15 protein-coding genes are annotated in these 14,708 nt (G+C 45.9%); 8 read left to right on the top strand and 7 right to left on the bottom strand.

Annotation, left to right across the window (positions count from 1 at the left end; translation table 11 throughout):
- Window positions 1-7 precede the first annotated feature (7 nt).
- The 5 genes from KNQ05_RS10085 (at window position 8) to KNQ05_RS10065 (ending at window position 4,521) form a co-directional block, all read left to right on the top strand.
- A complete protein-coding gene (locus KNQ05_RS10085; RefSeq protein WP_088838164.1) occupies window positions 8-700 on the top strand; it encodes a response regulator transcription factor in 693 nt (230 codons plus the stop codon).
- Window positions 697-2,082: a sensor histidine kinase gene (locus tag KNQ05_RS10080; protein ID WP_214766385.1), complete on the top strand. Its 1,386-nt coding sequence runs from the start codon at window positions 697-699 to the stop codon at window positions 2,080-2,082. Before KNQ05_RS10085 ends, KNQ05_RS10080 begins: the two co-directional genes overlap by 4 nt.
- 97 nt (window positions 2,083-2,179) lie before the next feature.
- Window positions 2,180-2,560: a DUF1499 domain-containing protein gene (locus KNQ05_RS10075; protein WP_088838162.1), complete on the top strand. Its 381-nt coding sequence runs from the start codon at window positions 2,180-2,182 to the stop codon at window positions 2,558-2,560.
- Window positions 2,557-3,984 (top strand): dihydrolipoyl dehydrogenase family protein, encoded by a 1,428-nt coding sequence (locus KNQ05_RS10070; protein ID WP_214802241.1) that lies wholly within the window; start codon window positions 2,557-2,559, stop codon window positions 3,982-3,984. Before KNQ05_RS10075 ends, KNQ05_RS10070 begins: the two co-directional genes overlap by 4 nt.
- A 3-nt stretch (window positions 3,985-3,987) precedes the next feature.
- On the top strand, window positions 3,988-4,521 hold the full coding sequence (locus KNQ05_RS10065) for a DUF420 domain-containing protein (RefSeq protein WP_088838161.1): 534 nt from the start codon (window positions 3,988-3,990) through the stop codon (window positions 4,519-4,521).
- Between the two features lie 593 nt (window positions 4,522-5,114).
- On the opposite strand, the gene motB is transcribed toward KNQ05_RS10065, so the two are convergent.
- The 3 genes from motB to KNQ05_RS10050 form a co-directional block, all read right to left on the bottom strand.
- A complete protein-coding gene (gene motB, locus KNQ05_RS10060; RefSeq protein ID WP_088838160.1) occupies window positions 5,115-5,888 on the bottom strand; it encodes a flagellar motor protein MotB in 774 nt (257 codons plus the stop codon).
- Window positions 5,863-6,648 (bottom strand): flagellar motor stator protein MotA, encoded by a 786-nt coding sequence (gene motA, locus KNQ05_RS10055; protein ID WP_088838159.1) that lies wholly within the window; start codon window positions 6,646-6,648, stop codon window positions 5,863-5,865. Before motA ends, motB begins: the two co-directional genes overlap by 26 nt.
- Before the next feature lie 100 nt (window positions 6,649-6,748).
- Entirely contained in the window at window positions 6,749-6,988 is a 240-nt protein-coding gene (locus KNQ05_RS10050; RefSeq protein WP_029331998.1) for a hypothetical protein, read from the bottom strand.
- Window positions 6,989-7,148: 160 nt separating this feature from the next.
- Here KNQ05_RS10050 and KNQ05_RS10045 point away from each other — a divergent pair, with 160 nt between their 5' ends.
- Window positions 7,149-8,540 carry a TrkH family potassium uptake protein gene (locus tag KNQ05_RS10045; protein ID WP_088838158.1) on the top strand — a complete coding sequence of 464 codons (1,392 nt, stop codon included), beginning with the start codon at window positions 7,149-7,151 and terminating at the stop codon, window positions 8,538-8,540.
- 75 nt (window positions 8,541-8,615) lie between these two features.
- Here KNQ05_RS10045 and KNQ05_RS10040 read toward each other — a convergent pair whose 3' ends face one another.
- The 3 genes from KNQ05_RS10040 to KNQ05_RS10030 are packed head-to-tail and all read right to left on the bottom strand — an operon-like array spanning window position 8,616 to window position 12,573.
- Window positions 8,616-9,356, bottom strand: a complete 741-nt coding sequence (locus KNQ05_RS10040) for a sugar nucleotide-binding protein (protein WP_159172973.1) — start codon at window positions 9,354-9,356, stop codon at window positions 8,616-8,618.
- Window positions 9,353-10,438 (bottom strand): SDR family oxidoreductase, encoded by a 1,086-nt coding sequence (locus KNQ05_RS10035; protein WP_088838156.1) that lies wholly within the window; start codon window positions 10,436-10,438, stop codon window positions 9,353-9,355. Before KNQ05_RS10035 ends, KNQ05_RS10040 begins: the two co-directional genes overlap by 4 nt.
- Complete coding sequence (locus KNQ05_RS10030) at window positions 10,435-12,573, bottom strand: PAS domain-containing sensor histidine kinase (protein WP_088838154.1); 2,139 nt, start codon at window positions 12,571-12,573, stop codon at window positions 10,435-10,437. Before KNQ05_RS10030 ends, KNQ05_RS10035 begins: the two co-directional genes overlap by 4 nt.
- 191 nt (window positions 12,574-12,764) lie before the next feature.
- Between KNQ05_RS10030 and KNQ05_RS10025 the strand changes: the two genes are divergently transcribed.
- Together KNQ05_RS10025 and KNQ05_RS10020 are read left to right on the top strand one after the other, a co-directional pair.
- Window positions 12,765-13,289: a restriction endonuclease gene (locus KNQ05_RS10025; protein WP_088838153.1), complete on the top strand. Its 525-nt coding sequence runs from the start codon at window positions 12,765-12,767 to the stop codon at window positions 13,287-13,289.
- A gap of 171 nt (window positions 13,290-13,460) precedes the next feature.
- Window positions 13,461-13,937, top strand: a complete 477-nt coding sequence (locus tag KNQ05_RS10020; RefSeq protein ID WP_088838151.1) for an LURP-one-related family protein — start codon at window positions 13,461-13,463, stop codon at window positions 13,935-13,937.
- Window positions 13,938-13,980: 43 nt separating this feature from the next.
- Here the strand turns inward: KNQ05_RS10020 and KNQ05_RS10015 are convergent, their stop codons facing one another.
- Window positions 13,981-14,601, bottom strand: coding sequence for a DUF1836 domain-containing protein (locus KNQ05_RS10015; protein ID WP_088838149.1), 621 nt, complete (start codon window positions 14,599-14,601; stop codon window positions 13,981-13,983).
- Window positions 14,602-14,708: the final 107 nt, after the last annotated feature.

Genomic DNA, 14,708 nt, shown 5'->3' with positions numbered 1-14,708 from the left:
AGCGAACATGACAAAAATATTAGTGGCTGAGGATGAACACGCGATTCGAAGTTTCATCGTCATTAATTTAAAACGGGCAGGGTATGAAGTGAGTGAAGCGGAAAATGGACGAGAAGCGTTAGAACAATTTAAACAAGAGACATTCGATATTATGTTACTCGATATCATGATGCCTGAAGTCGATGGATTTGCTGTATGCGAGCAAGCACGGGCGCAAGATGAAGTCGTCGGGATCATCATGTTGACAGCGCGGACACGTGAGGAAGACAAAGTCATGGGGCTCAGTGTCGGGGCGGACGATTACATCGCGAAGCCGTTTAGCCCGGCCGAATTACTGGCTCGGATTCAATCGTTGTTACGACGCGTCGAAACGTTACGTCGTCGGAAGCAACCACGCGAGCTGATTTCAGGACCATTCCGGATTGATCTTGGCGCGAAGCGTGTCCAAAAAGGAGGCGTCGATGTCGAAGTGACGCCGACAGAGTACGATTTACTTTGTCATTTCATTAAAAATGAAGATCAAGTCATGTCACGGGATGAATTGCTTGATGCCGTCTGGGGAGAAAACTATTTCGGCGATCGAAAAACCGTCGATGTCAACATTCGTCGTCTTCGTCAAAAAATTGAAGAAAACCCGGCTGAACCACAGTTTATCGAAACGTTGTGGGGGCATGGCTACAAGTGGCGTAACGAAAAATGAAACGACAGATATTGATGCGGTTCATGACGATTATTACGGTGACCGTTCTGCTCGTCATCGGGATTTTATCGTTTGTGACCTATAACTATTATTATGTGACGGCGACAGACGTCTTGAAGCGGCATGCGAATGCGAGCGCTGTCCTATTCGCAAATAGTGGCTTGGCATATGACTACATGGATTCAGATGCGACGATTCATGACGTCCTCGATTCCTATGCGTATGAAGATGCTGAGATTGAGGTGCTGGATGCGAAGGGCGTCCCCCGCTATTCGTCGACTGGCTTCATCTCAAAACGAAAATTAGTGAACGAAGAGATTACACAACTCCAAGCTGGGGAAACAATAACGAAGCGTTATGATGATGTTGCAACGGATGAACATCTGCTTGAAGTGACAGAACCCGTCGTCTCTTTCGGACAGACGACAGGGGCGTTACGCTATACGACGTCACTCAATCAAATCGATCAACGGGTTATGGAGATTTGTTTAGCAATCCTTTTGCTCGGAATCCTCATTTGGGGGCTCGCCTATATTTATTCTTCCCGACTCGTCTCCTCGATCGTCCGACCGATTCAAGAAGTCATCGGGGCGTCAGATCAAATTGCAAAGCAACATTACGACGTTAAAGTGAATGAGGCCTATACGTTCGAACTGGGAGAACTCGCGCGGACGATCAACTACATGGGACAACAGATCAAGCAACAAGAAACGTTGAAAGATGAATTTATTTCTGGGATATCACATGAGTTACGGACACCGCTGACTTCAATCAAAGGATGGAGTGAAACATTGCTCGCAGAGAAAGAGCGTCTACCGGAAGAAGCCTCGCTCGGTATGGGCATCATCCACTCGGAGACGGAACGACTGATTTCACTCGTTGAACAGTTACTCGACTTTTCGAAGCTTGAGACGAGTCGCCTCGTCTTATACCGTCAGGAAGTCAACTTGACGGAAATCATCGAAGCCGTCACGGCTCAACTGCGTCAAAAGGTCGAAGAAAAAGAAGTCACCATCGTGCGGAAGTTACCAGCACAAGTCATCGGTCTCTACGACGAGAATCGACTGAAACAAGTCTTCTTGAACCTCTTAGATAATGCGATTCGTTTTTCGCCCGTAGGTGGCGAAATTACAATCCGTCTCGTCCGTTCAGAACGTGTGCTCTTTTTATCCTTTAGTGACGAAGGACCAGGAATCCCGAAAGAACATTTACGTCATGTCACGGAGAAATTTTATCAAGTCCAAAAAGGAAAAGGTGGGACCGGGCTGGGTCTATCGATTTGCCGTGAACTCGTTGAAGCACATGAAGGAAAACTATTTATCGATAATCAACCAGAAGGTGGTGCTATCGCGACAATCTTGCTTCCGGTGACGAAAGCATAACAGGGGAGTCGAATGAGAAGCGCTTTCGAAATCGAACTGGTAAAGTAAAATGGGAATAGTATTTATTTTTTCAAGAAATGAAACGGAGGAATCAGACATGGCACTTGGCGTCTCAAATGGAGCATTAAGTCTGCTAAATGGAAAACCGAACGCAGTATCGACACAAACGGATCAACAAGCGTTAAAGATGGACCCATTACCGTTCAAAGGTACGATGAAAGATTCGAAATTCCAAGTCATGCGGATTTTGCAAAGTCTCGATCGAGTTAAAATCGTGAAAGAAACACCAGACTATATCCATGCTGTCTTCTCGAGTAAGTTTTTCCACTTTAAGGATGATGTCGAATTTTATTTTGATCAGTCGACTCATCTTGTTCATTTCCGGTCTGCCTCACGCGTCGGTTACTCCGACTGGGGCGTCAATCGAAAGCGGATGGAAGATATCGTTAACCGTTATCAGAAGGAGGAGTCACAATGAAAAGTTATCAACTCGTTGTTATCGGTGGTGGAGCAGCAGGCATGACTATTGCAGCTGGTGCTGCAAGTCTTGGTGCGCACGTCGCTTTGATTGAACGTCATACGCATCTCGGTGGAGATTGTTTACACTACGGGTGTGTCCCGTCAAAAGCGTTGATTGAAGCAGCACACGATGTCTATGTCATGAAGCAGACTGCTGAAAAATATAATGTCACATTAAATGGTGACGCGGTCTACTCGAAAACGAAAGCGAGCGTCGACCGGGCACGAAACATCATTCAATCACATGACGGAACAAAACGGTTCGAAGACTTAGGCGTAGATGTCTATATCGGTGAAGCGAGTTTCCTCAGTGCAAACGAAGTCGAGGTAGCAGGACAACTTGTTGTCGGGGAAAAATTTGCAATCTCGACAGGCTCGCAACCAATCATTCCGCCAATCGATGGTCTTGATACGGTTCCGTATTTGACGAACGAAACGATTTTTGAACAGACGGAGCGTCCAGAACGTCTGCTCGTCATCGGGGGCGGCGCAATCGGGATGGAGCTGTCGCAAGCCTACGCGCATCTTGGAACAGAAGTGACGGTCATTGAAGGTGCAAAATCACTGATGCCGAAAGAAGATAAAGACATGGTTGAAGTCTTGCAACGCCAAATTGAGCAAGAGCTTGTGTTGCATCTGAACACGACGGTGACGCAAGTTCGAAAAGCGTCAGGTGGGATTGAAGTCACGGTCGAAACGGATGGAGAATCACGTGTCATCGAAACGGATGCCGTACTCGTCGCTGTCGGACGTAAACCGCGGATTGAAGCCTTACGCCTCGATCGCGCCGGTGTTGATGTGCAAAAAGGGTACGTGCAAGTCGACGCATCACTTCGGACGAGTCAACGGCACATCTTTGCTGTCGGTGATACGATTCAATCGTTACCATTCACACACGTCGCGGGTCTTGAAGGTAAGACGGTCGTTACGAACGCCTTGTTCGGTTTACGGACGAAGCCCGATTACCGTGCCGTCCCGTGGGTCACATTCACGACGCCTGAGCTGTTCCATCTTGGATTGACCGAAGAAGAAGCACGCGAAAAATATGACGAAATCAAGGTTTATCAAACAGGCCTCGATGAAGTCGATCGTTTCGTCATCAATGGTCGGACAGAAGGCCGCGTCAAATTGATTGCGAACAAACGTGGTAAACTAATTGGTGCTCATGCGATTGGGGAGCAAGCTGGCGAGTGGATGCAAGAAGTCGTTTATGCGATGGCTCGTAAAGATAAAGTCGGTCAATTGTCACGTGTCGTCCACCCGTATCCGATTCGTGGTGCGGCTGTGCAACGTGCGGCTGATCTTTACTGGCGTGAGCGTCTCTTTGATGGTCCATTGCCGAAATGGTTGAAACGATACTTTGACTGGAAACAAGGAGAATGATTCATGCAAGAACCTGCTAAACGGCGTAATTTTGTGCCGGTCGTCATTATTTTGACGCTCGTCATCAACTTACTTGTCGCCTTACTTTTTTTCGCGCCACCGCTTCAGGTGAGTGATGGCTTTGATTGGACGTTGTTACCGTTTTTCAATGCGATTTTTAACAGTTTTACGTTCATGCTCCTACTTGGAGCATGGATTTCGATTCGTCGTGGAAACCGGATCAATCACCGTCGTTTCATCGGTGGTGCCATGACGACGACGACACTCTTTTTAGTTTCTTACGTGACGTATCACGCCGTGAGTGAGTCGACGAAGTTTGGCGGCGAAGGATTCGTTCGCCCGGTCTATTTCTTTATTTTGATTTCGCATATCATTTTGGCAGCGGTTATCGTGCCGCTCGTCTTGATGTCGCTCGCACATGCGCTCAATCAAAATTTCGAGAAACATAAAAAATGGACACGTTTTACGATGCCGCTCTGGCTGTATGTCAGTCTGACGGGTGTCATCGTCTACATCATGATTCGTCCATATTACTAAAAATGAATGTTCGAGTTAAGTGGGTCTTCACGCAGCTTGTCTGTGTTTGGGACTCACTTTTTTTGTTCCTCACTTAGTGCAATGTGAATTGCTTCTTTGAAGACAAGGCGAGAAAATTGACATTATTCCTGCAGCATGTTCACGCTTCATAAAAAGGTTTTTACAGTCTAAAGGGATTGCTCATCAATGTTAGATGGCAATCCCTTTAGACTGTAGACAACGTGCTATCGTGACATTAAGCGTCTTTTTTCGTTGCTTTCCTCGGGCGAGGCGCAAGCCATTGCTCCTTGATCCTAGCGGACAACGAGTAGGGTCTTGCCTGCCTCTGAAAGTGCGTTTTCAACGCACTTTTTCCCGTAGGAGTCAACGAAACGTGACGCTCTTTAGGTAATACCGTGACGGCAAACCGGGCATGCAGACGATTTAGAGCGTAATCCGTCTCGAATCGTTTTAGAACCGCGAAAAGCAATCGGTCGCGACCCTGCAGCATGTTCACGCTTCATAAAAAGGTTTTTACAGTCTAAAGGGATTGCGCATCGATGTTAGATGGCAATCCCTTCGTGTGTATCTTCATCTTCGAAATTAGTTGTTTCTTACGGTTTGACCGTTGTTTCATCTAGCAAATTCGCTGCTTTGATATCAAGTAACGGACGGACGAGGACTTCGACGCGCCGATTTTGACTCCGTCCACTTTCTGTTTGATTCGAAGCGATGGGTTGGTATTCGCCGTATCCGGTGACGGTGAACCGTTTTGGTTCTAACTTTGGATTTTTTTGCAACGCACGCATGAAACTGATGGCGCGTTCCGTACTGAGTTCCCAGTTCGACGGGTATTGTGCCGTACGAATGGGGATGTTATCTGTATGACCAGACACTTGAATTTGACGTTGTCCAGATTTGACGAGTAAGTTACTCATCCCTTGAGCAATTTGGATGGCTTCGCCTTTGACTTCAGCTTGCGCAGGAGAAAATAGAGCGCGATCTCGAATCGTGAAGACGAGACCTTCATTCGTGATTTCGACTTTAATATCTTTTTCGAGCTTTTCTTTTTTGATATAGTCGGACGCTTGGGCTTTAATTTTTTCGAGCTCTGAGATTTCAAAACTTTGTGCTTTCGTCCGAGCATCCGTCTTTTTTTCGTCCTCTTCTTCTTGTGAAGTCGCGAGCGAGCTATTGGTAATCATGCCGGAGCCACCGTTGAAGACGGAACTGAATGATTGAGACATCGCTTTTAGTTTGACGGCATCGACGTTACTCGAAGCAAAAAGGACGATGAAAAGCGCAAGTAACAGAGTCAAAAGATCGGCATACGGAATCAGCCAACCTTCCGAGATGTGTTCATCATGCGGCTTCTTTTTCCGCTTCATAAGTTTCACGCTCCTTCGGCGTCAGATACACGAGTAGCTTATCCTCCAAGTTTTTTGGAGATTCCCCGTTTTGAATCGAAAGAATTCCTTCAATGATCATTTCATAGAGTTGAATTTCATTTGCTGATTTTTGTTTGAGTTTCGTCGCGAATGGAAACCATAAAACATAGCCGGTGAAAATCCCGAATAATGTGGCGATGAAGGCACCCGAGATTGCGTGTCCGAGCTTCTCGATATCCGACAGATCGGATAGGGCGGCGACTAGACCGATGACGGCCCCTAAAACACCGAGGGTCGGAGCATATGTACCAGCTTGTGTGAAAATGTTCGCGTTCGCATGGTGGCGTTCTGTCATGTTTTCGAGGTCGCGTGTCATGACATCTTCCACATATTCAGAAGGTTGACCATCGATGACCATCATGACACCACGTTTCATGAACGCGTTGTCGACTTCTTCAATCGCTGTTTCGAGCGATAAGAGACCTTCTTTACGCGCTTGCGTCGATAGTGTCAAAAATTGAAGCATGAGATTTTGTTTGGTCATTAAATTTTGTTCGAAGAAGATGACTTTGAACAGGGCTGGAATCAATTTGAGCCGTTCCTTCGGGAAGGAAATCATGATGGCTGCTGCTGTACCTGCGAAGATGATGACGAGTGCCGCAGGGTTCAGTAAGGCGATTGGAGGAGCACCTTTTAGAATCATTCCTCCGACGAGCGTGATGAGTCCAAGAATAATACCGATTATCGACACGATATCCATTGTTAATTGTGCCACCTTTCCACATGTTGTTAGGGTCGTGAACGAAAAAATAAAAAGAGCAGAAGACGCATCTTCTGCTCGGAAATCCAAAAACCGAGAATTAAGCGCCGTTTTCGTCGATTAGCAATTGAATGCTTTCGTTTCGTTCGTCACGCTCTATATCGGTTAATACGTCGTATTTTTTTAATACATTATACAATTCATTTAGAATCGGTTGTTCCAGATGTAACGATAATAATTCCTCGAACTGATAATATAACTGTGCGGGCATCCATTGTGATTGTCGTTCTAGCCTTCGCGAGACATCCTCAATCGAATGGTCAGCCGTCCTAGGGTCCACTGTTTCCCTCAACCTCCTTTAAAGTTAACACGTCTGCTTTTATCTATTTTACCAAAAAAAAACGAAAACGTTTAGTTGATTGCAAATTTCGATAGAACTAATGTTTTCGAGAGAGTATGATAAATGCAATTGAGTAATCTCATCTAGGAGGAGTCAACGCATGTTTTCGCATAAAAGACATACACGTTTAGCGAAATTTGGAGATTTTGGAGAACGAACGTATCATCAATTATTTGATAAACCAGCCCGTTTCATCGCGACTGGATTCACATTGACGATTTTGCTCGGAGGATTATTGTTGTGGATCCCCTGGTTTCAACAAAGCGATAGCCACGTTGCATTAATTGATTGTCTGTTCGTCGCGACATCGGCTGCGACGGTGACGGGGCTTTCGCCGATTAACATTGCAGAGTCCTATAATTTGTGGGGGCAACTGATTTTAATGATTTTAATTCAAATCGGTGGTCTCGGATTCATGACGATTGCACTTGTTCTACTTAGTGTCACAGGTCGAAAAATCGGGATTCGTCAGCGGATCATCATTCAAGAGATGTTCAACTTAGATAGTCCGGGAGGAACGATTCGACTCGTCCGGAACATTCTCTTGACGACCGTCATCCTGGAGTTGATTGGGATGATCTTACTTGCTCTCGATCTGTTCATTCAATACAAATATACGCTCTCAAAATCACTGTATTATGGTCTGTTTCATGCGGTCTCCGCCTTTAATAATGCCGGTTTTGCGTTATGGGGAGACAGTTTGACGTCCTTCCAACAAGATACGACATTCATTTTTACGATTTCTGCTCTATTGATGATTGGGGGATTGGGCTTCACGGTCATCGCTGATGTTTCGGCTAACCGCAGCTTCAAGAAAATTTCATTACACTCGAAATTAATGATTTTATCATTACTCGTCATCAACGGTATCGGGACGGTCGCGATGATGGTGTATGAGTGGGTCTCACATCTCGGTTCCCTTCAAAATTATTCGTTCTTTCAAGCACTACATATCGTTTTCTTCCAAGTCGTGACGACCCGGACGGCAGGGTTCCAGACGATTGATTTGACGACGATGGTGCCACTTTCGATCGGTTTGATGATGGTTTTGATGTATATCGGAGCGGGGTCGGCGTCGACGGGATCAGGCATTAAAGTCACGACAGCAGCCGTCATCTTAAAGAACGTCTGGACGTATCTACGGGGACAACGAGAAACGGTCCTGATGCGTCGGACCGTCCAGGCGCAGGCCGTATCAAAAGCTTATGCGATTGCTATTTTCAGCATTTTATTCATCGGTGTCATCACAACGCTCTTGGCACTGTCGCAACCGAATATCTCGTTTACAGGGCTCTTCTTCGAAACGGTTTCCGCATTCGGGACGGTCGGACTTTCGTTAAATGTGACATCAGAGTTGAATGATTTTGGAAAAGGACTAATCATGTTCATGATGTTGCTTGGACGTGTCGGTTCCTTGACGATTCTCTTCACGGTCGCGACGCAACACAATCGCTTGATTCGTTATCCGAAAGAAAATATGCTGATTGGTTGATTGGCTGTCAGTAGCAGATGTCTCCTAAAAAGTGCCTCACCGTTCGATAACGCATCGAATGGCGAGGCACTTTTCTTACATAAATGATAATCGATCTGAGATTGGGGCAATGGTCACCCGAGTATCCTTCATTCGATCATCACGCTGGATTGTATTATCTTCTTCGATTTTCCATTTCGAACCGTGGTATACATTTAATGCTGTAGCGATTTCAAAGAAGGAATGGGTCGAATTTCCATTGGCAAGATAAAGGCCAGGTGTTTGAGTCGTCAAGATTGTATAGAGCGTTTGCGCCGTATCTTCTAAAAAAGAGCAAGCGGGATACCAGTTTTTACTTGCCGGAATGGGACCCGTTGAGGCATGTCGTTCTAAATAATCAATCATATTATTTGATCCGGCAACCTGACCGATTTGCCAGCCGATCCGGACGATGTAGGCGTCAGGATTGACTGCTTGGATAAGTCGTTCGCATGTTCGTTTATAAAAACCGTAGTCATCGTCTGCTTCCGGAAGTACAGATGGATCATGCGGTCCCTGTTGATGATTTGCGTAGACAGAAGCCGTGCTCGTAAAGAGAAAGGGAATGTTACGCTCAAAAGATAGCCGTGCCAATGATTCTGCAAATTCAGCAGAACCCATTCCGATGTGTAAGAGTAGATCAGGTTGGACCTGATCAATAAAAGCTTCCATGATTGCGGGATCAGTCGTCGAGACAACCGATCGATCCCAAGCTGTAACTTCATACTGATGCATGCGTAAGACGTCTGCAAGTACAGGTGCGACTGTACCATTCATACCGGTAACAAGAGCATTCATTGTGTTTTCTCCATTTCGGGATGTTGAATTTTATAGTAATCGACAAGTCGTGGAAGAAACTCAGCAAGATCAGGACACACAATACCAGTTCCGTCTAAATCACGAAGTGTGTTCGTCGTATCGTAGTGAACAGGGTGAACAAAGTAATCAAGCGTCTGCCGCTGCATCTGTAAGCGCGTAGCGATACGCGGGGTCAACAGGGACGTCACGAGGCGAAACGGGACGACACCTCGTGGAGAAGCACCATAGTAGGTATCATGTAACAGCTCATAAATCGTCCGTGCGCCGTGTGGGAATGGATCCGTTAGGTGATACGTTTGACGGACGCCGCTTGGTACATGGCTTAAATAGGTCGTCGCAGCGATGACATAATCATACGGAACGAGATTGACGAGTGCATTGACTCTACCTGCATAAGGAAGGGGGGCGAATTGCTTGAGCAGGCGCAGGGCGTTCAAGACGAAATAAACCCCATCCCACTTTGGTGTCTCCCCTGTCTCGGAGTGACCGACAACGATACCTGGACGAATGATCGTGTAAGGAAGTGAACCGACTTCTTCATGAAAGCGAACTTCTGCCAGGTACTTCGTTTCTTCGTACGCATTTTTGAATGATGCGGCATGTTTGAGGTTTTGTTCAAGAACCGTCCCGGTCCGGAGCCCGGAGACATAGGCGGTGCTGAAGTAGATGTAGCGTTCAAGATAATGCAACGTATGAGCAAACTGCGTCACGTTCGATGTTCCGATGACGTTAATTCGAAAAGCGATATCAAATGTCGTCGCCAAGTCATACAGTGCTGCCAGGTGAAAGAGATGCGTCACTTCAGTCGACAGTCGTTGCTTCGTCTCTGTGTTCAATCCTAATCCGGGTGTTGTGATATCACCTTCTAATAAAACGAGTTGTGCTTCTTCAAGACGCGTGTGTTCGAGTAACGATTCCTTTTTTGCTAAGGCACTTGTTCGTTCGCTCGGTAGATGAAGCAAATAAAACCGGTCAATTTGTTCCGGCACAAGAGCGAGACGTTCAATTAATTTGGTAGCAAGGAATCCGGGGAATCCTGTCATGAAATAAGTCCGTTTCATTTTGCATAATCCTTTCTTGAATCTAAATCGAGTACAACCGTGAAAGTCGACCCTTGATGGAGCTCCGACTCGACGGAAATCGCCCCACCATGTGATTCGATGATTTCTTTACAAATCGCAAGACCGAGGCCGGTTCCGCCAATCTTACGGACGGCTGAATTATCGACACGGTAAAATTTCGTGAAAAGCTTATCGAATGCATTTTGAGGAATTCCGAGACCGTGATCAGTCACAGTAATGATGGCTTGCTCGCCTTGTGTGTGTAGACTGACCGTTACGTGGTCGGCGGATGGTGAATATTTGATTGCATTCGAGAGTAAGTTCAAAACGACTTGTTTAATTTTATTTTCATCAGCGACGATCATGACAGGATCTTCCTTTACATCAAGCACGATGCGATGGGTTTCGGCCGTTTCACCAAAAGCGTCCGTTGTATCGAGGAGCAGTTGACGTAAAGAGAATGATTTAAAATCGTACGGTTGTTTGCCGCCTTCCATCCGTTGAATATCTAAAAATTCATTGAGGAGCGTCGTTAACCGCTTGGCTTCTTCATGCATGATTTCGACATAGCGTTGTATTTTTTCAGGTGTGAGCTTACGATAGCGCAACAACTCCAAATAACCGAGAATCGATGAGAGGGGTGTTCGGAGCTCATGCGATACGGTACTGATGAGTTCATCTTTGACCTGGTCCATTTTTTGCTCTTCTGTCCGGTCGCGGAAGACGAACAAAAAACCATGACGGGAGATGCGACTACGTTCCTTCTTAATTGAAGTCGCATAAAACTCGAAGTAAAGATGATTGGATTCATTCGGACGTTGTAGTGTAAACCGAAATGACAGTTCAGAATGCTTGCCGGCAAGGAGTTCTTCGACTTGTTGTAGCATCTCATAGCGGGTCGCGAGATCGAGATTCGGAATCATACTGATCCGCTCTTGAATCTTGCTTGGTGCAATCCCTGGAACATCGAGCAGTTTTCGGGCTTTGACGTTCATGAAGATGAAGCTGCCATCTTCTTCTGTCAGTAAAAACCCTTCGTTTGAAGCTTGCAGAATCGATTGGGTGATATCGCGTTGACGCATGATGGCATTTTTTTCACGTTCCAACATGCTCTCGATTTTTTTACGCTCACTGATATCCCGAATGACGGCGACACGCATCCGTGTTTTTTCGTACATGATTTCGCGCGGGAAAATTTCAATTTCGACAGGTGTCCCGTCTGCCCGTTGTCCGATGACCTCGTACGGATCATTACGGTGGAGTTCGATACGCCGGCTGACCTCTTCATGAAAGTCAGGATGGATGAAATCCAGGGCATTGCGTCCCTTGATTTGTTCAAGTTTTGTACGGAAAATCACTTCAGCTGCTCGGTTCGCGTCGAGAATGGTACCACGGTCGTGGAAGATGACCGCTTCGACGATTGATTCGGAAAACAGACGGAAACGGCGTTCACTTTTCGTCAGGTGTGACTCAATTTGTTTTTGGGCACTCATATCAACGATGAACAAGAAAAATTGTCCGTCTGCTAGACGGGTCATATACAATCGACCATAGAAGGTCGAGCCGTCTTTACGGTGATACACCCATTCGTTTTCCGCATCACGCCCGTGCAACAATAAGACATCGGCTGGAGATAAGTCTTTTAAATTCAACTGCTCCAAGTGTCGCTTCCGCTCATCAAACTCTGCGTGATCGTGTAAGTCATCAGGACATCTTCCGATCAGCTCGTGTTCTTCGTAACCGAACAAGGTACCTGCTGTTTCATTAAACGCGGTAATATGGAAGTCTGCGTCTGTGACGAGTAGGGCAGCATCTAATGTCGATTCGAGCAAGCGGTCGATCGCGAGCGATTTAACGGAAACGACGAAAAGGGAAGTCTGCGCAATCGGTGAGACGATGAGTTCGTAAGGGATTACCCGGAAGTGGACCGAATCAGATAATGGAAGAGACTGTTCGTCGAGTGAGAAAAGTGAAAACAGTGACTTGTCATTGGAGTCGGTAGGGAATTGGGCGTGAAAGGTATCATTCACAAAGTTAATTCGGCCCATCCGATCCACTAAAGCGAGCGGTTCTGAGACGGCACGTAAGGTCGCACGGATAAGTGCTTCTGCGGATGTGGATGAGTGTTCAGTCATAAGCGACCTCCTTTCAAAAAATAAAGTCCGGTGCATGATGATTATTAAAAAACGTAATCTTCTCTCAACACTTATTCTCCATCTGCGTTGTTCGTTCCTTTCGAGGAAGCGAACCGAAAGAGAATTTAGTATATTAATTTTAAAGAAACCGATTGAATTCGAGTCAACTCAGAGTGAAGGAGAATCAAGTCATGCAAATACGTACGAAACGCAGAATAATCGCACTACTGTTCGCGGTGCTCGGAGTCGCCGGAACTTATTTTTTTTCGAGTTCCTGGGAACTTTTAATTGTCGGAATCAGTATAGTAGGATGTATCGTTTTTTTATTACTTTCCTTCTTTACCCCTTCACTTGCGAATCGAATTGATCGCATGGAAGGCAGGGAGTTTGAAGAGTGGCTCGTCGAACTATTTGAAGGTGCCGGCTATCGCGTTGAACTGACGCCGGCCTCAAGAGATTTTGGGGCGGATTTATTGATTGAAGACGCACAAGGGTATAGAATAGCGATTCAAGCAAAACGTTATGGTGGACCGGTTGGATTAGAGGCGGTTCAACAAGTCGCCGCGGCAGTACCTTTTTACGACATGGATGAAGGATGGGTCGTGACGAATTCGACGTATACGGACGCCGCATGTCGCTTGGCAGAACCGAATCGGGTGCGCTTGATTGATCGAGAAGAATTGCTTGAGTTTGCACGAGAAATTGGCTTTCGCTGATGTTGTCGAATGATTGTCGACAAAAGGGGGTTGTCAATTTGTTCAAACGGTGCAATAATCATTTTCGTTAACGAAATATCATAGAGATAAAGAAAGTTAAACTATTCAGGATGTCTAAATATACTGGGGACGAAATACCAGCACTTTTTAGCAGTGAGAGGAGAATTTCTGTTGCGCAAAGTTGTCTATGTGCAGGGTTGCGTTTTTTCGCAAGGTCATGCCGCGATTTATGATGAAGCACACCAAATGATTGGTGCGGTTCAACACGACGAGACAGGTCGTGTTCAAGTAATGAATGGTGAAGGTAGAGGGGTAGCGTTTGGAAAGTTCATCCCGACATGTAAGAAATGGGTCGTGATGAACCATGATGGTCAAGAGGTAGGTCAAATGCGTGAGAAGTTTTCACTCTTCTCGAAGAAATGTGAATATAACGTGTACGAACGAGGCACGTATGTCATTTCCTTCGACCTGACAAAAGGGAAATTCTCAGTCCGAAGTGCGGCAGGCGAAGTCGTCGCAGAATTGCTGCAAGACGGCGATGAATATCGTCTCGTAAAAGATGCTGACAAACTCTCAATGTATGAACTGCTGTCCGTCTTAAAAAGCTTGACGAACTCCGTCAACTATAAACCACTTACAGCTGTATAAAAAAAGATGTCCTTCAGTTTATTCTGGAGGGCATCTTTTTACTTCAAGATTGTAAAACTTGCTGGAGGCGCTGTTTTGCTTCGTGCGTCAGGTGCGAAATACGACGGGCGTACAGACAGAGCTGTAAGACGTGGACCGTCTCAGGTCGATAGGCATGGATACGCTCTAAAGAGCGTCTCAGACGCTTCTCCGTCAGTTCGATTGGTCCACTCGTCTCTGCATGCTGTGTATAGACGAGATAAAAGTCGAGCGGACTGATTAAATCATCTTCATCGATATTGGGGTTCTTAAAAACGATCGTCAATAATTCACGTGTTTCTTCTAAAGAAAAGAGATGCTTTAAGTCATCAAGTAAGTAGATGATGGCTGCCTGATTGATCGAGTATTTTTTCCCGCGATGCGGAACACCGATGATGTCCCGTACTTCACGCTTCGTCCAGTTTTGAATCGTCGTCGCAGACATATGTTCTCCAATTAAGGCATTCGCGAGATGGACGATTTCGTTAATCGATAAACCATTTTTCGTCGCATCAAATTGTTTGAGGCGATGGATGACTTTCGGAAGATCCGATTCATCCTCGGAAACGAGTGTGCCGATCCCTTTTCCTTCTTTCAAATGTGATAGGCAGTTAGATAACGTTTGCACGGCTTGAGCATCATACATTCAGAATACTTCCTCTCTAGGACGTCATTTGACCCTATGTTATCAAATGAAGGTTCGAAAGAGCAAACGGCAATCAGACAAAGTACAATAGAATGGAGCAAAAGAAG

Origin of the sequence: Exiguobacterium sp. s125, from assembly GCF_018618605.1 — a bacterium.
In the GTDB taxonomy this organism is placed as follows: domain Bacteria; phylum Bacillota; class Bacilli; order Exiguobacteriales; family Exiguobacteriaceae; genus Exiguobacterium_A; species Exiguobacterium_A oxidotolerans.
The sequence above is the reverse complement of the archived record's forward strand: the minus strand, read 5'-3'. Positions and strand labels throughout refer to the sequence as shown.